We start from the raw sequence: 21960 nt of genomic DNA, 5'->3' as shown, positions 1-21960 counted from the left end.
GGTTGGTTGTGCCTTGAGCTCTTTTTTCTAGTTGTAAATTAATATATTACACATTGAGGCTAGAAGCTCAGGCGATAAAAGTAAATGTATTCGATCAGGGTCGAATCAGTCGTTCAATGGTGATGATGGTGTCGGTGGGCATGCAGGGAAGGGATCATGGAAAGGGCAGAGCTGCATTGTTCTGATTGGGTGTCAGTACCGGGTATTGTTAGCAGGTTTCTGGGTAACATCGTTATTTTCTCTGATCATGATGCACTTTCAACAGGTCTGTAAGCGTGGCAATTCAGGCTTACAGCCGTCATTGGCAGCCACTAAATTACAATGATCTGTCGGTCCGGGCAATGATTTTTTCCCGGTGTCACATTACTGTCATATTGATTCTGTAAGTTACGGGCATGATTTAATCAGACTTGCGCCATGTATCAAAATTCGATGGATAACAGCCCGGGTATTGATTTCAATACACCGGCACTAAAAAAATATCGTTCCCTGCGCTTCTTGAAAGACCGTCTCGCCCGTTGGGGGGTTGCCTCCGGAGGTCTTGGCGTGATTGTGGCGATTCTTCTGATTTTCTTTTACCTCCTCTATGAGGTCCTGCCGCTATTTAACCGCGCTGAGATTACCCGGGTTGCTTCATACCCATCGGCCCTGACTTTTGTTGATGAGCCAGTTGCTACGAAAAAAGCACCGATATTTCTCGCTGTTGAAGAGCAGGCCGAAGTGGCCATGCAATCAGAGGCTTCCGGTAATCTGCGTTTTTTCTCCTCCCAAACCGGTGAATGGTTACAGAATGAGTTGCTGCCAATACCTGCGGGCAGTGAGGTGGTCAGGGTGGTCAGGGATGCTGCTGGTTCCAATCTGATGGCGGCCGGTCTTACCAACGGTGAGGTCATACTGTTCGATCAGGGCTATAGGATTACCTGGCCAGATGACCGCAGGAAGATCACACCGGAAGTCAGCTACCCCTATGAGCGGCAGCCCTTTGCCATCAAGGACTTTTCGGCTCCGGTTGCGCAACTGGCCATCAGTGACGGTGAGGAAAAGCTGTTGATGGCTGCCAGCAGCAATAACCAGCTGGTGATGGAGGTTGTTCATAAGGAAGCGGATTTTTTAACCGAGTCCGTCACTGTTGAGCAGCAGTCCGTCGCCCTGCCGGTGATCAGCGGACTTTCTGCGCAGGGTGGCCTGGATATCCGCCAGTTGCTGATTGATCCGGAACAAACCTGGCTTTATGTCCTCAGTGGCAGCAATCAACTGACGGTGATCAATATCAGCGATATTGACCGTCCCTATATCCATGAGACGCTCAACCTGACCGCTAAGGGAGTAGACGTTACCGCGATGACGTTTCTTTTGGGCGGGGTGTCCCTGCTGGTGGGTGACTCAGAAGGCAATATCGCCCAGTGGTTTATGGTTCGTGAAGATGGCCGTCTGAATTTGCACAATATTCGTTCTTTCAGCCTCGGCAATGATCCCATCGACAAGATTGTTCCGGAGCATCGGCGCAAGGGCTTTCTGGCGTCGGATGTGAAGGGGCAGGTCGGTCTGTATTACACCACGGCAAACCGTTCTCTGCTGGTGGAGCCATTGGCTGCGGGTCGAATAGATCAAATGGCCGTAGCGCCAAGAGGCAATTATCTGATTCTGGCCAGCCAGGGTGAGACGCAATTCCTGAAAATCGACAATGAGCACCCGGAAATATCCTGGTCTGCCCTGTGGGGTAAAGTCTGGTATGAGTCTTACCATCAGCCGGATTACATCTGGCAGTCCTCGGCATCAAACAATGATTTCGAGCCCAAGCTGAGCCTGATGCCACTGTCGTTCGGGACGCTCAAGGCGGCGTTTTACGCCATGTTGCTGGCAGCGCCACTGGCCATTTGTGCGGCTATTTACACCGCCTACTTTATGGCTCCGGGCATGCGCAGAAAGGTAAAGCCGGTGATCGAGCTGATGGAGGCTCTGCCTACGGTCATTCTTGGTTTTCTTGCCGGGCTCTGGCTGGCCCCGCTGATTGAAAATCAGCTGGTGGGTATTTTTGCCCTGTTGCTCTTTGTGCCAGCGGGCATCCTGATGTTTGCTTTTGCCTGGGATGGCTTGCCTGCAACGATACGTCACCGGATTCCTGACGGTATGCAGGCCGGATTGCTGGTGCCCGTGGTGTTGCTCAGTGGTGCCCTGGCCATGTCGCTCAGTTCCAGTCTGGAACTCTGGCTGTTTGACGGTGATATGCGCACCTGGTTGACCACCGAGCTGGGCATTCCCTACGACCAGCGTAATGCCCTGGTGGTAGGACTGGCCATGGGTTTTGCCGTTATTCCAACCATATTTTCCATCGCGGAGGATGCGATATTCAGCGTACCCAGGCACCTGACCTATGGTTCTCTGGCGCTGGGAGCAACACCCTGGCAGACCCTGATCCGGGTGGTTCTTCTGACCGCCAGCCCGGGTATTTTCTCTGCGCTGATGATCGGTATGGGAAGGGCAGTAGGTGAAACCATGATCGTGCTGATGGCCACCGGGAATACGCCCATTATGGATGCCAATATCTTTGAGGGTATGCGGACGCTGGCGGCCAATATTGCGGTTGAAATGCCAGAGTCTGAAGTGGGCAGTAGCCATTACCGAATTCTCTTTCTGGCCGCCCTGGTGCTGTTCCTGTTTACCTTTGTGGTGAACACGGCGGCGGAGATGGTGCGTCATCGACTTCGTAAGAAATACAGCTCGCTCTAAGAAGGGAAAGAGGATAAGAAATGACTATGAATAATTCCCTTCAAAGCCCCGGAAAACGCTCTGTCGGTGCATGGATTAACAGCGGTGCTCCCTGGGTCTGGCTAAATGCCGGTGCGGTTGCCATCAGTCTGGTTCTGGTGATCGGGCTGCTGGGGTTGATCGCTGTGCGCGGGCTGGGGCACTTCTGGCCGGGCCAGATTATGGTGGCCGATTACCAGCCTCCGGGGCAGGCCGTCCGAATGGTTGCCGGAGAGATTACTGACAGTGAAGAAGTCCCTGCGGCTCGTTTGGAGTCGTCCGGCCTTGAGGTGGTCAACGGCCAGGAGCTATATACCCGTGATCTGTTGAAGCAGGGCAATCGGGATCTGAGTGGTGCTGACTTTGTCTGGATCGTCGATGAATGGCTGAGTAACCGGCAGTACCCTGAAGACATCATGGTGCTTGAGCGTCGTGAATGGGGCAATTTCTACGGCTTCCTGGAGTCTGTTCAGGAAGATGGTATCACCGTTGCCAGTGGTGAATCGGCCTGGATCGTTTTCAATGAGCGTTTGGATCGGGCACTCACGATTTATCAGGCAATCTACCAGATTGAAAAGCACGACATTGGCTCAATAAACGCCGCAATAGAGCAGCTGCGACTGGCCGAGCGTCGTCTGGAGCTGAGCGGTGATAGGGACCCTGTCCGTCAGGCAGAGATTCAGGCTGAGCGAAAACAGCTGAATCAGGAATATCAGCAACTGGAAACCCAGCTGGGCGATCTTTACCGGGCGTTCAACCGTGACAGCTTTGTGGCCAGAACCGTTGCGGGTCAAACCCTGGAACAGCCAATCAGTAAGGTGGTTCGTGCCTATCAGCCCAATACCCTGTCACTGACCGATAAAATAGGTTTCTACTTTGACAAGGTCGGTGAGTTCATTCTTGATGATCCCAGGGAGGCCAATACCGAAGGCGGTGTCTTCCCCGCCATCTTTGGCACAGTGATGATGGTAATTCTGATGTCCATTATGGTGACCCCTTTCGGTGTTATCGCTGCCGTCTATCTGCGAGAGTACGCCAGTCAGGGCTGGATGACCCGGGCTATCCGGGTGGCAGTTAATAACCTGGCGGGGGTTCCCTCCATCGTTTACGGGGTTTTTGGTCTTGGTTTTTTCATCTACTTTGCCGGGGCAAAAATCGATAATCTGTTTTTTGCCGAAGCCCTGCCATCACCCACCTTTGGTACTCCGGGGCTGCTGTGGGCATCCATCACCCTGGCTCTGTTGACCCTGCCGGTGGTGATTGTCGCCACGGAAGAGGGGCTGTCCCGTATTCCCCGCTCCGTTCGGGAAGGGAGTCTGGCTCTCGGTGCCACCAAGGCGGAAACGTTGTGGCGGGTGGTGCTGCCCATGGCCAGCCCGGCCATGATGACCGGTTTGATTCTGGCGGTTGCCCGTGCGGCAGGGGAAGTAGCACCACTGATGCTGGTGGGGGTTGTTAAGCTGGCTCCCAGCTTGCCGCTGGATGGCAACTACCCCTATCTGCATCTTGATCAGAAGTTCATGCATCTGGGCTTTCATATTTTTGATGTGGGTTTCCAGAGCCCGAACGTGGAAGCCGCCAGGCCGCTGGTGTATGCCACTGCGTTGCTGCTGGTGATGGTTATTGCTGTGCTGAATCTGTCCGCCGTTGCGATTCGCAACCGGTTACGGGAAAAATACAAGAGCCTTGAGGACTGAACACGATGTCTGCGGAAGAGCTTTATAACGTCATCGATAGAAAGCCGGAAGGGGATGAAAAAAAGGATGAAAGCCTGAACAAGACTTTGAGTGAGGCTCTTACTGTGAAAACCGCCATAACGTATCCTGAAAACAGCCCTGAGAAGTACGCCAGTGTTACCGCTGATGGTCGTGCTGAACCGCCCTCTGCATTTTACGGCGCTGTTAATCCTGAGTCCCTTGGGCGTGGTCGTTCTGTACTGAACCTTGAGCTTGAAACGACCAGTATGGAGGTGTCTGGGCTGAACCTGTTCTATGGCGAAAAACAGGCACTGTTTGATATCTCCATGAAGATACCGCAACAGCGGGTAACAGCGTTTATCGGACCTTCGGGCTGTGGTAAATCCACGCTGCTGCGCAGTATGAACCGGATGAATGATCTGGTGGATGGCTGTCGTGTGGATGGGCAGATACGGCTCACGGATACTTCCGGTGTGCAGCAAAATATCTACGAGAAATCCGTCAATGTGGCTGATCTTCGTCGTCGGGTAGGGATGGTGTTCCAAAAGCCGAACCCATTCCCAAAAAGTATTTATGAAAATGTTGCCTATGGCCTGAGAATTCAGGGCATCAATAAAAAGCGGGTACTGGATGACGTTGTGGAGTGGGCGCTGAAAGGGGCTGCGCTCTGGAATGAAGTGAAGGATCGCCTCCATGAAAGCGCACTGGGCCTGTCCGGTGGGCAGCAGCAGCGTCTGGTTATTGCCCGGACCATTGCGGTGGAACCCGAAGTATTGCTTCTGGATGAGCCTGCATCCGCACTCGACCCTATCTCCACTTTGAAGATTGAAGAGTTGATCAATGAGTTGAAGTCCAGATTTACCATTGTGATTGTCACCCATAACATGCAGCAGGCGGCACGGGTGTCGGATTACACCGCATTTATGTATATGGGGCGGATGATTGAGTATGGCGACACCGACAGACTGTTCACCAACCCCCGCAAGAAACAGACTGAAGACTACATTACTGGCCGTTATGGCTGAAATGCTTTCCTGAATCTCAACAGCTTCTGGCAGCCTCCAAGGATTATCCATGCCTAACCAAAGCGATTTGCTGACCCACCATATTTCCCAGCAGTTCAACCATGAACTGGAAGAGCTGCGCAATAACCTGTTGTCCATGGGCGGCATGGTTGAGAAGCAGGTCAGTGATGCCATTGAGTCACTGATCAATGCCGACAGTGACCTGGCCATCGTTGTTTGTGAAAAAGACACCGACATCAACTTTATGGAAACGTCCATTGATCAGGAGTGTTCCAGAATTCTGGCCCGCCGCCAGCCTGCGGCCAGCGACTTGCGTCTGGTTCTGGCATGCACCAAAGTGGCCACGGACCTGGAGCGCATTGGTGATGAAGCGGCCAAAATTGCCCGATTTGCCATAAAATTGTCAGAACAGGGGGAAGCCCCCAAAGGCTATATTGAAACCCGTCATATTGGCAGCCATGTCCGGCAGATGACTCAGGATGCCCTGAATGCCTTTGCCCGGTTTGATGCAGAGCAGGCCCTTGCGGTGGCCAAAGAGGATAAAGCGGTGGATCGGGAATACAAAAGTGCCACCCGTGAACTGGTGACTTATATGATGGAAGATCCCCGCTCCATTACCCGGGTGTTGAATATTATGTGGGTATTACGCTCCCTGGAGCGGATTGGTGATCATGCCAGAAATATTGCCGAGTACGTTATTTATCTGGTCAAGGGCAAGGATGTCAGACACATTGGTCTTAAACGGATGCAGGAAGAGGTGTTTGATCAGCAGCTGGATGATTGAAAAAGTACTGTCTTTTAATTTAATCGAAATGGTTTAGGGGAATTCAATTCCCCGTTTTTTTATTTCTGATATGAACACACATTTAAAGATGTGGTTTTCAATTTTTTATTTTTCAATTAGCTGTTTGGTATTTTGCGCTAATCTTTAGTTATTAATACCTTTCAGGCAATCACGCTGTTTGTTTCTGAATCAATCTCTTGTAAGAAAACACGGATGAAACAATCAGCAGGTAGCTATGAATTACTCCAGTACCCTTCATGACGGCTGGGATATCCCTGATGAACACCCCGTCAGCAGCGATGACCTTCTTGAATGCCTCGCCTTGTTAACCCGCCATTATGGTAATCCGTATTCACGGGAATCTTTAAAAGCTGGAATGCCCCTTGAGAAAGGCAAATTTACTGCAGAAGTATTTATTCGATCGTCCGAAAGAGCGGGTCTGGCCTGTAAAGTTCATAAGCGGGAGATTGCCGAAATATCTTCACTGGTTGTTCCTGCCGTGTTGTTACTGAATAAACGCAAAGCCTGCATTTTGTCGGATATTGACCATGCAAAAGGCACTGCCCGGATTATTATGCCGGAAACCGGTGAGGGCACGACAACAATCAGTATTGAAGAATTAAATGAATTTTACAGTGGCTATGTTATCTATGTCCGTGAAAAGCATCGTTATGATCGTCGGACCCCGCAGAAATTAACGGTTAAATCCAGACACTGGTTCTGGGGAACTATTCTCGGTTCATGGAGAATTTACCGTGATGTTTTATTGGCATCACTGTTGATCAACATCTTTGTCGTTGCCAGCCCGCTGTTTGTCATGAATGTGTATGACCGGGTGGTTCCCAACCAGGCGTTTGATACACTCTGGGTTCTGGCCGTTGGTGCGTTTATTGTTTTCAGTTTTGATTTTATTCTGAAAATGGTGCGCAGCTATTTTATTGATCTGGCCGGTAAAAAGTCCGATATTCTGCTCTCTTCTGCCATCATGGAGCAGGTTCTGGGGTTGAGCATGAAGGCCAGGCCCGCTTCAGTGGGTTCCTTCGCGAAAAACCTTCAGGACTTCGAAAGTATTCGGGAATTTATTACCTCTTCAACGGTTACTGCGCTGGTTGACCTGCCGTTCACCTGTATCATTCTTTTCGTGATATTTATGCTCGGTGGGCCGACGGCAGTTGTACCTTTGGTCGCCATGCTCATCATTGGCCTCTACAGTTTCTTTATTCAGGAGCCTCTCAAAAATTCCGTTGAAAAAACACTCCGTTCCAGTCAGCAGAAAAATGCCACATTGATTGAAAGCCTCTCAGGCATGGAAGCCCTGAAAATTGCCCAGGCCGAGAGTGATATTCAGTACCGTTGGGAAAAAGCCGTTAGCCATATTGCCACCTGGAGCATTAAAACCAAACTGCTCACTTCTTCTGCCACCAGTTTCAGCGCCTATGTTCAACAAATGGCCAATATAGGCATGGTTATTCTTGGGGTTTATCTGATCGCTGAAGGTGAGTTGAGTATGGGGGGGCTGATTGCCTCGGTCATGCTGTCTGGCCGCTGTCTGGCACCCATGGCTCAGATTGCCGGGCTGGCAACTCGCTATAACCAGGCCAAATCGGCTCTGGATGGCCTGAATCAGATTATGGACATGCCAACCGAACGTCATGAAGACAGGGATTACGTTAATCGTCCGGACCTGAAAGGCAGTATTGACTTTGATGGGGTTCACTTTTCCTATCCCGAGCAGGAAATTCAGGCCTTAAGAGATGTCAGCCTGAGTATTAAAGCCGGTGAAAAGGTTGGGATTATCGGGCGAATTGGTTCCGGCAAGACAACCATCGAAAAGCTGATACTGGGACTTTATGAACCGGGAGAAGGTGCAGTTCGGGTTGACGGTGTTGATTTACGACAGATCAATCCCACTGACCTGCGCTCCAGTATTGGCTGCGTTAGCCAGGATATCACACTGTTTTATGGCTCCATTAAAGACAATATCACCTTGGGGGCAAACCATGTTGACGACAGCCAGTTGCTTGAGGCTGCTGAGATTGCCGGAGTAACGGAGTTTGCCAATAAGCACCCTAACGGGCTGGATATGATCGTGGGTGAGCGCGGACAAAACCTGTCCGGGGGGCAGCGACAAAGTATTGCCCTGGCCCGTGCCCTGCTGATGAATCCACCGATTCTGGTGATGGATGAGCCATCCAGTTCTATGGACAACACCACAGAGCTGCGAATGAAGGAACAGCTAAAGACCCGGTGCAGCGGCAAGACGTTGATATTGGTTACCCATAAGGCCTCAATGCTGGATCTGGTGGATCGACTGATCGTAATGGACAGTGGACGTATTGTTGCGGATGGACCCAAGGATCAGGTACATGCGGCGTTAAGGCAGGGCAAACTCAAAATAGGATAGGCTGGAATGAGTAGCAGCGATGATAAGGACGTAAAGGGCTCGACAGAGGCTCCTGTGAATCAGACTGAACCGTCAGAAGGCCACATTACCAAGTCGGCTGAGTCAGAACAGTTGATGCCAAGCCTGGCATTTAGTGTTGCTGATGGCCAGGAGCAGAGTGCTTCTGAGGATGGCAAAGGAGTGGATTCTTCGGAGAACTCTTTAGAGACTTCTTCAGAGAACGCTTCAGAGTCGGCTGAGTCAGAACAGGAAGTGTCAGGCCAGGCAATTAATGTTCCTGATGGCCAGGAGCAGAGTGCTTCTGAGGATGGCAAAGGGGAGGATTCTCCGGAAAACTCCTTAGAGACTTCTTCAGAGAACTCTTCAGAGAACTCTTTAGAAAAGATAGAAGACACAGTGCTACCAGATGATATGGAATATATCTCTGATACCAATGTCGCCATGCTGATAAGAACGCCAAAAGGTGGCCGTTTACTGATATACACCATGCTGCTGGCGCTGTTCTCTTCCATCGTCTGGGCCAGTGTTGCCCGACTGGATGAAATTACCAGGGGCCTGGGGATCGTCATTCCATCCTCGCGGTTGCAGGTGGTGCAAAATCTGGAAGGTGGGATTCTGGAACAGATTTTTGTTGCAGAAGGTCAACAGGTGCACTCCGGGCAACCGTTGATGCAGCTGGATGATACCCGTTTCTCTTCCACCTTTCGGGAAAGTGCCATTGAGTATTACAGCGAGCTTGCCAAAGCGGCCAGACTGAGAGCCGAGTTGTCGGGGGAAACATTGAACTTCCCGGCTGAGTTGGACGACTATCCGGCTTATATGGAGCGAGAGCGGGAAATTTTTTATCAGCGTGCCGACCGCTTCATTGCAGAGCTCAATGTTGCCCGGGAGCAGGCTGTCCAGGCTGAGCATGAGTTAGCCACCACAGAAGATCAGCTGATATTTTTGACCACCAGCTTTGAACTGGGACAGGATGAACTTGAATTGACCGTGCCTCTGGCAGAGCAGGGTGTTGTCTCCAGGGTTGAGCTGATTCAGTTAAGACAGCGGGTGAATGACCTTGAGTCACAAATGCGAAGAACTGAGCTGAGTATTCCAAAGTTACAGGCGGCCTATCAGGAGGCGCTGTCCCGTAAAGAAGAGGTTTTTCAGGAATACCGTGCTGATATTGTTCAGGAACTCAAGGAAACGGAAGTTCATCTGGATCAGTTAGGTGAGTCTAATCATGCCCTTGAAGACCAGGTAGACCGGACTCTGATCAAATCACCCATGGATGGCATTGTTAAGAAAATCCATATCACCACGCTGGGTGGGGTCGTTCAGCCCGGCATGAGTCTGCTGGAGATTGTGCCACTGGAAGATAACCTGATGATTGAGGCGCAAATTCAGCCCAAAGACATCGGTTTTCTGCGTCTGGGGATGAAAGCGGTGGTTAAGCTAACGGCCTATGACTTTGCGATTTATGGTGGGCTTGAAGGTGAGGTTGAGCACATCAGTGCTGATACCATCAAGGATGAGCAAGGCGAGAGCTTTTATATTGTCCGAATCCGGACCAAAAATAACTTCGTCGGCTCAGAAGATAAACCGCTTATGATTATTCCCGGTATGAGAACCAATGTGGACATTATCACCGGAGATAAGACGCTGATGGCCTATCTGCTTAAGCCTATTCTCAGGGCCAAGCAGAATGCGTTGACAGAAAGATAAACAGGATGAGGCTGGTTTTCCGATGTGATCATAGCCACTGAAGCAGCGGTATTTCCAGCCTTACTCAATCATTGTATCCGGTGCGATTCGGGTATTGTGCAGTTGCCACTGTTCAATATCTGAGTCTTTGATAATGGTTCCGATAAAACAACTCTGGCTGAAGTGTGCATCGGTCAGGTCGGTATGCTCGATCAGTAAATGATTCAGATGGCAGTGGGTAAAGGTGGGTGCCTTTTCCACACTGAAGCAGTCGGTGAAAACGCCTTCATTGAAGCTGACCTTGTTGAATACGGCATTATCCAATTGGGCGCTGGTTAGGCTGACACGCTCCCAGACACACTGAGATATTTCAGTATTGGCCAGACTCACAGACTGTAGTTCACAGTCAGCCATGGTTACTTCATTCATTGTTGCCCCGGAAAAAGAGGGGCCTTCATCAAAACTTTCACACCCTTTGAATGATGCGTTTTGGATCGCCGCATTGTTGAATGAGGTTTTGGTCAGGGTACAGTGACGAAACTCCATATCCTCAATCTCTGCCTGTGAGAAATCTGTATTATCAAAGAATCCGTGGATGATATGACTGTTGTATAAACGTATTTCCCGGCAGGAGCTGTTGTGGAAGGTTTGTGCGGTCATATCACAGTTCTCAATTACCGCTTTATCCAGCATGGCATGATCAAAATTCGCTGCTGAGAGGTCGGAGTCAATGACTCTGGCATTGTCCAGGTTGGCGTGACGAAGGTCGGCCCCATTCAAATTACAGCCATCCAGAATGCAGTCCCGCAGATCGGTATGGCGAAAATCGGCACCACGCAGGTCACAGTTTTTCCAATAAACGCCACGCAGTTTGCCGGACCGGAATTTACAGCGCTGCATCAGGCTGTTTTTAAAGCGCATGCGCTCCAGATCCCGATGGTTCAGAGATAGCCCTGTGAAGTCGGATTGATCCGGGGCGGTCCATCCGGGGTGAAGACTTTCCAGCAATGCCCGTTGCCGCGCAGCCTTCTCTTTTTCCTGCTCAAATTGAGAAGCCAGCCCTGATGTCTGTTGGACCTGATACTTGCCAACCTCTTTGTTGACCAGAATGCTGTTATTGGCTCTTAAGCCAGAGGTTTTGAGCCCATCGGTATCCAGAATGTTGTGGTTACCCGACGTTGTTGAAACCTTCTTTTTTGGTGAAGACTTCTGTTCTGAAGACTTCGATGATGGGCGTTGTTTCTGTGGCACAGGTGGAAATCTCCGGACAAACTCGTTTCATTCTGAGTCGCCCGGATAGGTTAAAGGTTTAGCCCGGATATTTCATAAACGTGCTCACTTTTTTATTTCGCAATAGCCTGAGGGCATTGGCGGTGACCAGGGCTGTGGCACCTGTGTCGGCAAGGACAGCAACCCAGAGTCCGGTTATGCCCAGCAGGGTTGTGACCAGGAAGAAGGCTTTACTGCCCACGGCCAGAAAAATGTTCTGGCGGATAATGGACATGGTGGCGCGGGAAAGACCAATAAGGTCCGCAAGTTCTGCCACACGGTTATGGGTCAGCGCACAGTCGGCGGTTTCAAGAGCAATGTCGGCACCCGATCCCATGGCAATGCCGATATCTGCCGTCTTCAGTGCAGGGGCGTCATTGATGCCGTCACCGATCATGGCAACCCGGCCTTGTTTTCGTAGCGACTCTATTTCAGCAGATTTATCTCCGGGCAGGAGATCCGCACGATACTCCATTCCCAATTGGCTGGCGACGGCTTTCGCAGCCCGTGGGTTATCACCAGTGAGCATGATACTGTTGATACCCATGGCTTTAAGGGCTGCGATGGCATTCGGAGCCTCGGCTTTTGGTTCATCCCGCAGGGCAATAAAACCCACCAAATGCCCTCCAACCGTCACTACTGCGATGGTATTACCCTGCTCTTCAAGCTGTTCAAGTTTTTGTTGAGCGCCTGTAATCAGATCAATACTGTCCTGTAAGTGTCGTGGTGAGCCAACGACCACCGCTTTGCCTTCAACCTGACCTTGCACACCCAGTCCGGCTTTGGCCACAATGTCCGCGGCGGGAGGGAGTTTGATATTCATCTCATCAGCCTTGGCGACGATGGCTTTGGCCAGTGGATGTGTTGAACCTGACTCGACGGCTGCAGCCAGTCGCAGGAGTTCCTGCTCTGGGTTGGGCTCTGGATTGAATGTTGAGCGGTCAAATGATGCTATGTGAGTGACGGCAGGCTTTCCTTCCGTCAGTGTGCCGGTTTTATCAAAGGCGACCGTTGTGACCGAACCCAATAGCTCAAGGGCTGCACCACCCTTGACCAGTGCACCGTTGCGAGACGCTCTGGCCAGGGCCGAGGTAACAGCAGCAGGCGTTGAAATCACCAGTGCACATGGGCAGGCGATCAGTAACAGTGCCAGTGCCTTGTAGATCCATTCTACCCAGGACCCGGCAAATACCAGCGGCGGAACAATAGCTACCAGTGCCGCCAGAAACATCATTAATGGTGTGTACCAGCGGCTAAATGCATCAATAAAACGTTCAACTGGCGCTTTTCGCTCTTCTGCTTCTTCGATCAGACGGATGATACGGTCAACCGCACTTTCTCCGGGCTTTGAAATCACCCTGAGTCGGGCAACCCGATCCACAGATAACGAGCCAGCCATCACACTCTCACCGGGGTTATGTTCAACAGGGACGGATTCGCCGGTCAGTGCGCTTTCATCAAAGCTAACGTTAGGCGTTAAGAGTTCACCATCAACTGGCAGACGGCTGCCCGGTAATATTTCGATGATGTCTCCGGGTGTCAGCGTATGGGCAGAAACCTCTGTTTTATACCCATTGCGGTCAATACGGTAAGCCGTTTCTGGTGTCAGCGCCATCAGCTTCTGGACACCCTGTCGAGCCCGCCCTGCTGCAAATGCCTCCAGATGCTCACCGATCATAAACAGCAGAAGCACCATGGCTGCTTCAACGGTTTCACCCAGAAACAGGGCACCAATGGCCGCGATGCTCATCAGGGTTTCGATGGAAAAGGGAGAGCCACTTCTGGTTAATTGCCATGCTTTGGTCGCAACAGGGTAGAGCCCCCAGAGTGTCGCCAGGTAAAAAAACACGTTGCCAGCAACGGGAAAGGTGCCCTGAATCAATACCGCGACCAGCATAAACGTAGCCAGTGACATAATGCGCCAGTATTTTTTCAGGATACTGTCAGCTGCCGTTTCTGAAGCGGCGTCGTCCTTAACTGAAAAGCCCAGTTCTTTGAGAGTCTTAAGGATGTCATCACTGATGCCGACTCGATTTTCACCCTCTACCAGCAGGCGCTCCGTTGCAAAGGTGACCCGAGCCTGAGTAACACCGTTCAGCCCCTTTACGGCATTCTCAATTTTGGCGGCACAGCCCGGGCAGTCCATGCCAGTGATGATCCAGCTTAGCTGCATACTACCGGAAACCGAAGAAGTCTGACTTTCTATTGTAGAAGCTTCTGAATGAGTGTTATTGCCGCAACACGAAGATGCAGCACAGCTACTTTTCATTGTGTCACTCTGTGGGCTGTCACTGTGGGTTGCTGAGCAGGATGACATGGCTTCACTCGTAATAATATAAAAAAATGTTTATATAAAAATAATTTTATATTTGTGGCGCGTCAAGCCATGAAAATGAATATTGTTAAGTGCATTGTGCAATTATCAAGGTCTGTTCGATTAATACTTTCTTAATATGAACCGGAGCCTACACCCGTGTTCGATTTGCCAAGAGTATTGCTGTAACCACTCTGCGGAGAAATCCACTGCTAAGCTGAATGTCAGAAATAATGGATTTTTGAATCAGGCTGAATGGTTATCAGGAGAAAGAATAATGAGCGCTATCCCCGCAGGTCCTTCATCATCGCAACCAACTATTCCAAATAATGACATTGTGTCCGATTCCCCGGGTAAAACCGCTGACAATAAACAGGTGACTACCACTGAGGCCATCAAGCAGATACCAGAAGCCCCGGGGGAGAACTCCAAACCATCAACCTCACTGGCGGAGCGAAAGATAGAGCATAGTTCAGACATTGCCACAGCGGATGATTTTCAGGCCAGAATTGACGAAATGATCCACTTAAAAACGATTGGCAAATTGATAGAGGATTCTGAGGCTTTCAGTTTGCATGGCGTACAAAACGGCGCGTCTAATAAAAACCCTGCCACTGCTGCCAGCAGCTCGGTAACATCTGCCTTCAACTCTATAAACCATGCCAGTGGTGAAAGAATGGAAGCATACGATTTTTATGGCTTTCATTGCGTGGATACGACCCCTGCCGAGGGTGCAATTACCCATGGGGCAAGAGTCCACCTTGAAAATGCATTCGACCACATCAAAGAGATGCAAAATCAGGAAAACAAGCTCAGTGAGTTTTCCAAAGTGGATATTGCCTTATCTATGGCTTTACATGAAAACAGACCCATCCTTCGACCTCATATCGAAGCGGTTTTCAGCATCCAGGAAAATAAACTCAAGCAATAACCCGTACTATTTTATCAACGCTCTTTAACATGATTCGCCATATCGAGAATGACATGACGGATATGGTGGTCATCCAACTCATAGAGTACCTGCTTTCCTTTGCGGGTTGATCGCAGGATTCGGGCTTCCCGCAAACTGCGCAGATGATGGCTGGTTAAAGGTTGCGACATGCCCGAAATTTCCGATAGACAGCATACAGGCTGTGGCTCTTCAAGACAGGCAATGACCAGCTGCAGTCTTTTGGTGTCTCCCAGCAGCTGGAAAATTTTTGCCAGTCGCCCCATGTCCTGTTCAGACAGCTCAGGCAGCAGAGAACAACAGGTTTGATGCATATCGACCATAGGCTTGTCCGAACCTTAAGAAAATAATTATTGGTAATGGTATTGCGCCATGAGGGCATAGTCTATTTTCCTGGGTTTGCATCATCCGTCGATAAACACTTTTCGAGCCTTGCTGCTGGTGGCAAAATGCTCTCAGCAAAAAAGCAGGCGACAATGATAAGCCGCTGATAGCGGTATAAGCCTTCATCAATAATAATCGGGCCAGCCTGGCGAAAGGATGGCCACAACAAGCCGGGTTATGCACTGTGAAAACCAAAGCGCTTCGAGCAGATATTCTACTACTGGGGGTGTCTGCCATATGGGGATTTGCCTTTGTTGCCCAGATCAAAGGCATGGAGCATCTTGGACCATTTCTGTTTAATGCCTGCCGTTTTGCTCTGGGCTTTATCTCGTTATTACCGGTTTATTTTCTATTGGAAAACATCTCCGGAAAGAAAGTCTCCGGCCATAAAACGCAATACGACAGTCAATTACTGCTGAAATGGGGGCCGTTGACCGGTGTAGTACTTTTTCTTGCTTCATCCTTTCAACAGGTTGGTCTGTTGTATACCACAGCGGGTAACTCTGGCTTTATCACCGGTTTTTATATCATTCTGGTGCCAATACTGGGGATCTGGTTTGGGCACAGTACCCGACCTGCAACCTGGCTGGGGGGAGCCATTGCGCTGGCGGGCCTGTATTTCCTGACCGTACAGGATGGCCTGAATTTCAATAAAGGTGACGTGCTGACGTTAGGCTCTGCCCTTATGTATGCCATTCAAATACTGCTGATTGGCTGGCTTTCCCGGCATGTTCATCCGCTGAGGCTGTCATTAATACAGTTTTTTATGACCGCTTTATGCAGCATGATGGTTGCTCTTTATCTGGAACCCATCAGCCTTGATGCCATTCTAAAAAGTGCAGGGCCTCTGCTGTTCGCCGGCGTTCTTTCTACCGGTGTCGCCTTTACGATTCAAATCATAGCCCAGAGAGATGCAGCTTCTTCTCATGCGGCTATCATTATGAGTCTGGAAGCTGTTTTTGCGGTACTGGGAGGCTGGCTATTGCTGGACGAGCAGCTTGGACTGAGAGGTTTTTCAGGGTGCGGCCTGATGATGACCGGGATGCTACTGTCGCAGCTTAGACGCTCCAAGGATTAAAGGAAAACAAACAGATGGGTTTGCAAGCTGTGTGGAAAATAGCTTTATTTAACTTCCATATTTCCAGTTTTGCCCGGCCGCCTTTCCGATATTACTCCGGATTTAGCTGATCTTCTAAGCGCCCTGGTATCCCTGTTGGTGCTGCGTCCGCAAAAAAGCACCTTGTAAACCCATCTGCTTGTTACTGCCGACTCTTTATTGTTCTTGTTATAAAACGCTCTGATGAGTCGGCACCAAACCCTGTTATTGTTTTTATGGTGGGTGTTTTGTTCTTGTTGCTTTAACTAATACAACTGCTGTGCCAAAAATAGAGATAATTCCCTTATGCCTTGCTGTACGTAGTTTCCGAATGATGGCGTGTTTTTTTATGATTAAATAATGCACAGTTCATCGGTTGTGATTTGTTACCTGGCCCCCCACAAAATGTGACAATGCTCCCGCAAGGTAACAAATACCAGTCTTGGCCTCAGGGCAAAATCCACCAAATCGTTGAGACAGTCTGTTTTTCAGACAGTTGCTGCCGACGTTATACATGTTTGATTATTTCGGTTATTCCGTTTGTTCTACTCCTGCACTAAGGATTATCCTTTGTGCCCCTGCTGACACTGACTGTTATATCAGCAGTTCCGGTTACACTTTTGTTGAAAAAACGGCTGACACATCGGCTGAAAAAACGTAGGAAAACAATGAGCGAACACGACCAAAGCATCCATACTGGCCTCACAGGCCGTTTGTTGCTGGAAAACTCCCTGTTGAACAAAGGGACCGCTTTTTCTATGGAGGAGCGGAGTGAGCTGGATCTTCATGGTCTTCTGCCGCCAAGGGTAGAGTCGATGGAAGAACAATGTCGTCGAGCTTATAAGTCTTTCTCCGTCAAGCCTACGCCGATACTGAAGCACATCTACCTGCGTGCATTGCAGGATACCAACGAAACACTGTTTTATGCTCTCCTGCAACGTCATCTTCAGGAAATGCTGCCTATCATCTACACGCCGGTTGTAGGGCAGGCCTGTCAGCGCTTCAGTGACCTCTACCGTCGACCAAGAGGCATCTACATTTCCTATCCCCAGCGTGAACATATCTCAGCCATGCTGGCCAACTTCAAGCGCAATATTGAAGTGATTGTTGTCACGGATGGTGAGCGTATTCTGGGCCTGGGCGACCAGGGTATTGGCGGTATGGGGATCTGTATTGGCAAGCTGTCTCTCTACAGTGCGGTGGGTGGCATCGCACCGAACAAAACACTGCCTATCGTCCTGGATTGCGGCACCAATAACCGACAGTTGCTGAATGACCCGAATTACCTGGGCTGGCGTCATGAGCGCATTGCAGACGATGAATACTATGCGTTCGTGGACGACTTTATTCGTGCACTGAAACGTCGCTGGCCAAAAGCACTGTTACAGTTTGAAGACTTTGCCATCGACCATGCAACACCACTGCTGGAAAAATACCGGGATGAACTCTGTTCTTTCAATGATGATATTCAGGGCACAGCCGGTGTGACTGCCGCATCACTGCTGGCAGCGGCCAAAGCCGCAGGCAAGTCCATTGAGGAGATGACCATTGCCTTCCTTGGTGCCGGCTCAGCCGGTTGCGGTATTGCCGAGCAGCTGATCCGCCTGATGGTTGGCCGGGGACTCAGTGAAGAAGAAGCCCGTCAGCGAATCTTCATGGTTGACCGCCATGGCGTGCTGAATGACCAGATGGCAGACCTGCGGCCATTCCAGCAGAGGCTGGTACAAAGTTGTGAAGAACTTCGTCAATGGGGTTGTGATGAGAATCCCGGATTGTCAGACGTCGTCACCCATGCCAGACCAGACGCTATCATTGGGGTATCAGGTCAGCCAGGCCTGTTCACCCGGGAAGTCATTGAAAAAATGGCTGAGAACCATGAGCGCCCCATTGTCTTCCCACTGTCTAACCCCATCAGCCAGGTTGAAGCCACGCCAAACGATATTATTCAGTGGAGTAAGGGGCGGGCGTTGATTGCTACTGGTAGCCCATTTGATCCGGTTGAGTACAATGGTAACCGTTACCCTGTCGCCCAATGTAACAATATCTATATCTTCCCGGGGCTGGGTCTTGGTGTCCTGGCCAGTGATGCTGAAAGAGTATCTGACAACATGCTGGATGCGGCGGTGGAAACACTGGCCATGGCCTCGCCAGCGGTTATGAATCCGGACGCTGCTCTTCTGCCTGAATTGAACCGTATTCACCAGGTGACCTGTGATATAGCGATTGCCGTAGCCAGAAAGGCGCAGGAAGAGGGGCTGGCACCTAAATGTGAACAAACTACACTGGAAGCCAGAGTCAGGAACAAGCGCTGGAGCCCTGAATATTGCAGAGTCCATCTGTCTGATTCTTGAAAGTAGTACCAGGATTTACGTTACAGCGTAGAAAAGGATAAGCAGATAAGTTTACAAACTACCAGGCATCTTTATTGTTGTTATTGACTGACAGATGTCTGGTATGTTCCGTTGCCTAGTGTTGCAGTCTTTAAAAAATCTGCGGCAATCTTATTAACATTCCAGCAATTTGCCAGTTGATGTCCTTCAGTATCCTGCAAACTTATCTGCTTTAATCACCGACCTGTTGTTTTTATTATTGGTGGGCAGGATTTGCCATTTAGTTGTTATTATTTGGCATTTTTTGGTTTGCGACTGGTCATATACAAAGGGTGTGCCAATAACCTTTGTTAGTTTTTAACTTGTTGATATTTAATGGGAAAATTTTTTCTGCACCGTTCAGGCCATGCCATGGAAAAAGGGTGAACTGTTACTTGTTGAGTACTGGGTTGTGAAGAGTGTAACCCGGGTAACAGACGAACATGGTTCAGGGTTTATGCACTTCTATACGACTGATCAAACCTTCTTTGGAGAAAAAAATCCTTTCTACCCCTGGTACGTTCAAAGATTCATCTGATGCAATATCAGTGCCCGATCTGACAAACTCAAGTTCTACACAACAGCCATCCAGGCTGCGGTAGCTGTTAACATGCCAGTTCACATCAGGGATTTTTGAAAAAAAAGCCGTCATCATATCAAGAATCGCGGCCTTTCCCTGGAAGTCACCAAGAAAGGCAGAGTAGTAGCTGGCACTTTCATCAAACATTTGAGATATCCAGTCCAGCCTGTGCGCATTGGACAGAGCAATATAGGCTCTGGCGGCTTCGATTTGTTCATCGTTGGTCATAATTTGAGATGCCAATGGTTTGTGAGTGGATACCCAAAATTCACAAGATAGCACTAACCCGACATATCGACCTGCTTCAAGTTGTCACAGGTTGGATTCCAGGGAGTAAAGAAGAGAATTAAATAAGTAAAGGGGGGGGGAGAAGTTTATAGAATGAAAAAATAAACAAACAGACAGGTTTACAGATACGCAGAAGCTCTTTATTTCTTCCCTGTCGAATGCCCGCGCTGCCTTTTGTCGCCTGTTACCAGACTCAGTCAGTCTTCTCGGCTTTCTTATCCCTGTTTGTCGGCTACCTTAAGGTACCGTGCAAACCTGTCTGCTTGAGTGGCCCGGCCTGATATTATTATTTTTGTAGGCTGGGAATCGTCGTTGTTATTGTTGTTATGTTCTGACGATTTTTGTTCTCGCCTGACATAATACAAGTGGTGTGCCAGCTTTTATAAATATCTCTGCAGGCCTTGGTAAATAAGGGGTAAACAGGCCATTCATATTGTATCGCCAGATGTCTGGTGCAGTTTTCCTGTTACTGCGTTTACCCCCTGGATGTAACCTTCGGAATAGACGTAACAAATATGAACTGGCTCAGTTGGCCAGCCATTTCAGATGGTGAATAAGGTTGCTCATGTTGTGCCATAGGTATCAAATGCACATTAATACTTTAAATCGGGCAGTTTGACCTTATAGTAATCAGAGACTTTCACAGGGCAGGCTTGTGTCGGCTCTGCAATGATCAGGACAATAAAATGACGACATCAAACCACTTTGATTATCTGGTAATCGGCGGCGGAAGCGGTGGTATCGCTTCCGCAAATCGTGCAGCTATGTACGGTAAAAAAGTGGCGCTGGTAGAGGCTAAGTATCTGGGAGGAACCTGCGTAAACGTAGGGTGTGTTCCCAAGAAAGCCATGTGGTTTGCCGGGCAAATTGCTGATGCCTGTCGTTATGGGCCTGACTACGGCTTTGATATCAGCATTGACCAGCAATTGCAGTCATTTAGCTGGAGCAAGCTCGTCGACAGCCGAGAGGCTTACATCAGTCGTATACATGCTTCTTATGAACGGGTTCTGGGCAATAATGAAATTACCGTAATAAACGGCTATGGACGATTTGTTGATGCCAGAACAGTAGAAGTAAATGGTGAGCATTACACAGCGGACCATATCACCATTGCAACCGGTGGTGAGCCTCTGATCCCAGATGTTCCCGGAGCCGAATACGGTATCGACTCGGATGGCTTCTTTGAGTTGACTGAGCGCCCTGGCCGGGTGGCTGTATTGGGTGCGGGTTACATAGCTGTTGAACTGGCCGGTGTGCTACACGCCCTGGGCAGTGAAACACATTTGCTGGTTCGTAAACACAAGCCATTGCGTAATTTTGAAGCGATGCTGTCGGATACGCTGGTAGAAGTGATGGCGTCCGAAGGTCCTCAGCTTCATACCCATTCAGTACCAAAAGAAGTGGTAAAAGAAGACGATGGAAGTCTGACCGTTCATTTGGAAAACGGTAACTTATTAAATGTTGATACGGTGATCTGGGCTGTAGGCCGTAAGCCACATACTGCGGGTATTAATCTTGATGCAGCAGGTGTTACGGTGGACGCCCGGGGTTACATTCCGGTTGATAAATACCAGAATACCAATGTCGCTGGCATTTATGCCGTGGGTGACAACATCGGCAAGGTTGAATTGACCCCGGTTGCTGTTGCTGCGGGTCGTCGCCTGTCAGAGCGTCTGTTCAATAATAAACCGGATGAGCATTTGAACTACGACAACGTGGCCACGGTTGTCTTCAGCCACCCCCCGATCGGTACAGTGGGTTTTACGGAACTGGCTGCCCGTGAAGCTTATGGTGATGATAATGTCAAAGTGTATACCAGCCAGTTTACGGCCATGTACAGCGCATTGACCCGTCATCGCCAGCCATCACGAATGAAGCTGATAACTGTCGGTGCAGAAGAAAAGATCGTCGGTATCCATGCGATTGGACACGGTGCGGATGAAATGCTCCAGGGTTTTGCTGTGGCTTTAAAGATGGGAGCTACCAAGGCTCAGTTTGATGACACCGTTGCCATTCACCCAACCTCCGCTGAGGAGTTTGTTACTATGCGGTGAGCCAAATTGGTGGAGGACTTTAATTATTTTGACAACTGATGTCCACGGATAGCAAGGTCTTCGGCAAACTCAGAAATTAATTGTTTTGGCAACTTTGACTACTACTTTATCCACTAAATGGAGTTGCCAAAACTTAACCTCTGTTTCCCCAGCTATTCCCGACGATTACACGACAATATCCATAGCAGGTTCGTAAACGGACTCATAATATTCACAGAAAAAGAAAATCTTCAGCTACTTTCGCTGGAGAAAAATCTCTATCTCTAACCCTGAAATCCTGGCTATCTTTTGATGTTATGAAGTATCAAATTCC

14 protein-coding genes are annotated in these 21960 nt (G+C 49.5%); 10 read left to right on the top strand and 4 right to left on the bottom strand.

All coding sequences use genetic code 11. The features are described from left to right. The first annotated feature begins 417 nt into the window (after positions 1-417). From CX664_RS15210 to CX664_RS15185, 6 genes are all read left to right on the top strand, one after another. Positions 418-2730, top strand: a complete 2313-nt coding sequence (locus tag CX664_RS15210; RefSeq protein ID WP_101747562.1) for an ABC transporter permease subunit — start codon at positions 418-420, stop codon at positions 2728-2730. A 26-nt stretch (positions 2731-2756) separates the two neighbouring features. Then, positions 2757-4445: a phosphate ABC transporter permease PstA gene (gene pstA / locus CX664_RS15205; RefSeq protein ID WP_101747561.1), complete on the top strand. Its 1689-nt coding sequence runs from the start codon at positions 2757-2759 to the stop codon at positions 4443-4445. Between the two features lie 5 nt (positions 4446-4450). Then, entirely contained in the window at positions 4451-5470 is a 1020-nt protein-coding gene (gene pstB, locus CX664_RS15200) for a phosphate ABC transporter ATP-binding protein PstB (protein WP_174783931.1), read from the top strand. Positions 5471-5519: 49 nt separating this feature from the next. Then, positions 5520-6254 (top strand): phosphate signaling complex protein PhoU, encoded by a 735-nt coding sequence (gene phoU, locus CX664_RS15195; protein WP_101747560.1) that lies wholly within the window; start codon positions 5520-5522, stop codon positions 6252-6254. Positions 6255-6489: 235 nt separating this feature from the next. Continuing rightward, positions 6490-8658 carry a type I secretion system permease/ATPase gene (locus CX664_RS15190; RefSeq protein WP_101747559.1) on the top strand — a complete coding sequence of 723 codons (2169 nt, stop codon included), beginning with the start codon at positions 6490-6492 and terminating at the stop codon, positions 8656-8658. Positions 8659-8664: 6 nt separating this feature from the next. After that, the gene (locus tag CX664_RS15185; RefSeq protein ID WP_244910673.1) at positions 8665-10365 is read left to right on the top strand and encodes an HlyD family type I secretion periplasmic adaptor subunit; all 1701 of its coding nucleotides are present in this window, start codon (positions 8665-8667) and stop codon (positions 10363-10365) included. A gap of 60 nt (positions 10366-10425) precedes the next feature. Here CX664_RS15185 and CX664_RS15180 read toward each other — a convergent pair whose 3' ends face one another. Both CX664_RS15180 and CX664_RS15175 read right to left on the bottom strand, forming a co-directional pair. Beyond that, positions 10426-11595, bottom strand: coding sequence for a pentapeptide repeat-containing protein (locus CX664_RS15180; protein ID WP_101747558.1), 1170 nt, complete (start codon positions 11593-11595; stop codon positions 10426-10428). Between the two features lie 58 nt (positions 11596-11653). Next, complete coding sequence (locus CX664_RS15175) at positions 11654-13882, bottom strand: zinc/cadmium/mercury/lead-transporting ATPase (protein ID WP_146000038.1); 2229 nt, start codon at positions 13880-13882, stop codon at positions 11654-11656. A gap of 322 nt (positions 13883-14204) precedes the next feature. Here CX664_RS15175 and CX664_RS15170 point away from each other — a divergent pair, with 322 nt between their 5' ends. Continuing rightward, positions 14205-14858, top strand: coding sequence for a hypothetical protein (locus tag CX664_RS15170; protein ID WP_101747556.1), 654 nt, complete (start codon positions 14205-14207; stop codon positions 14856-14858). 14 nt (positions 14859-14872) lie between these two features. Here CX664_RS15170 and CX664_RS15165 read toward each other — a convergent pair whose 3' ends face one another. Next, positions 14873-15199: an ArsR/SmtB family transcription factor gene (locus CX664_RS15165; RefSeq protein ID WP_101747555.1), complete on the bottom strand. Its 327-nt coding sequence runs from the start codon at positions 15197-15199 to the stop codon at positions 14873-14875. A gap of 245 nt (positions 15200-15444) precedes the next feature. Between CX664_RS15165 and CX664_RS15160 the strand changes: the two genes are divergently transcribed. Then, on the top strand, positions 15445-16338 hold the full coding sequence (locus tag CX664_RS15160; RefSeq protein WP_101747554.1) for a DMT family transporter: 894 nt from the start codon (positions 15445-15447) through the stop codon (positions 16336-16338). A 686-nt stretch (positions 16339-17024) separates the two neighbouring features. Beyond that, positions 17025-18707, top strand: coding sequence for an NAD-dependent malic enzyme (locus tag CX664_RS15155; protein WP_101747580.1), 1683 nt, complete (start codon positions 17025-17027; stop codon positions 18705-18707). 466 nt (positions 18708-19173) lie between these two features. Here the strand turns inward: CX664_RS15155 and CX664_RS15150 are convergent, their stop codons facing one another. Then, positions 19174-19533: a nuclear transport factor 2 family protein gene (locus CX664_RS15150; RefSeq protein WP_101747553.1), complete on the bottom strand. Its 360-nt coding sequence runs from the start codon at positions 19531-19533 to the stop codon at positions 19174-19176. A gap of 746 nt (positions 19534-20279) precedes the next feature. On the opposite strand from CX664_RS15150, the gene gorA reads away from it, so the two are divergent. Continuing rightward, positions 20280-21647 carry a glutathione-disulfide reductase gene (gene gorA, locus CX664_RS15145; RefSeq protein WP_101747552.1) on the top strand — a complete coding sequence of 456 codons (1368 nt, stop codon included), beginning with the start codon at positions 20280-20282 and terminating at the stop codon, positions 21645-21647. Positions 21648-21960: the final 313 nt, after the last annotated feature.

The sequence above is a fragment of the Endozoicomonas acroporae genome, from assembly GCF_002864045.1.
Classification (GTDB): domain Bacteria; phylum Pseudomonadota; class Gammaproteobacteria; order Pseudomonadales; family Endozoicomonadaceae; genus Endozoicomonas; species Endozoicomonas acroporae.
This window is presented reverse-complemented; position numbering and strand designations above follow the sequence as displayed.

Bases quoted from the DNA above. Each gene is read 5' to 3' on its own strand.
- CX664_RS15210 (WP_101747562.1), top strand. From the start codon at position 418: ATGTATCAAAATTCGATGGATAACAGCCCGGGTATTGATTTCAATACA.
- pstA (WP_101747561.1), top strand. From the start codon at position 2,757: ATGAATAATTCCCTTCAAAGCCCCGGAAAACGCTCTGTCGGTGCATGG.
- pstB (WP_174783931.1), top strand. From the start codon at position 4,451: ATGTCTGCGGAAGAGCTTTATAACGTCATCGATAGAAAGCCGGAAGGG.
- phoU (WP_101747560.1), top strand. From the start codon at position 5,520: ATGCCTAACCAAAGCGATTTGCTGACCCACCATATTTCCCAGCAGTTC.
- CX664_RS15190 (WP_101747559.1), top strand. From the start codon at position 6,490: ATGAATTACTCCAGTACCCTTCATGACGGCTGGGATATCCCTGATGAA.
- CX664_RS15185 (WP_244910673.1), top strand. From the start codon at position 8,665: ATGAGTAGCAGCGATGATAAGGACGTAAAGGGCTCGACAGAGGCTCCT.
- CX664_RS15175 (WP_146000038.1), bottom strand. From the start codon at position 13,882: ATGAAAAGTAGCTGTGCTGCATCTTCGTGTTGCGGCAATAACACTCAT.
- CX664_RS15170 (WP_101747556.1), top strand. From the start codon at position 14,205: ATGAGCGCTATCCCCGCAGGTCCTTCATCATCGCAACCAACTATTCCA.
- CX664_RS15165 (WP_101747555.1), bottom strand. From the start codon at position 15,199: ATGGTCGATATGCATCAAACCTGTTGTTCTCTGCTGCCTGAGCTGTCT.
- CX664_RS15155 (WP_101747580.1), top strand. From the start codon at position 17,025: ATGAGCGAACACGACCAAAGCATCCATACTGGCCTCACAGGCCGTTTG.
- CX664_RS15150 (WP_101747553.1), bottom strand. From the start codon at position 19,533: ATGACCAACGATGAACAAATCGAAGCCGCCAGAGCCTATATTGCTCTG.
- gorA (WP_101747552.1), top strand. From the start codon at position 20,280: ATGACGACATCAAACCACTTTGATTATCTGGTAATCGGCGGCGGAAGC.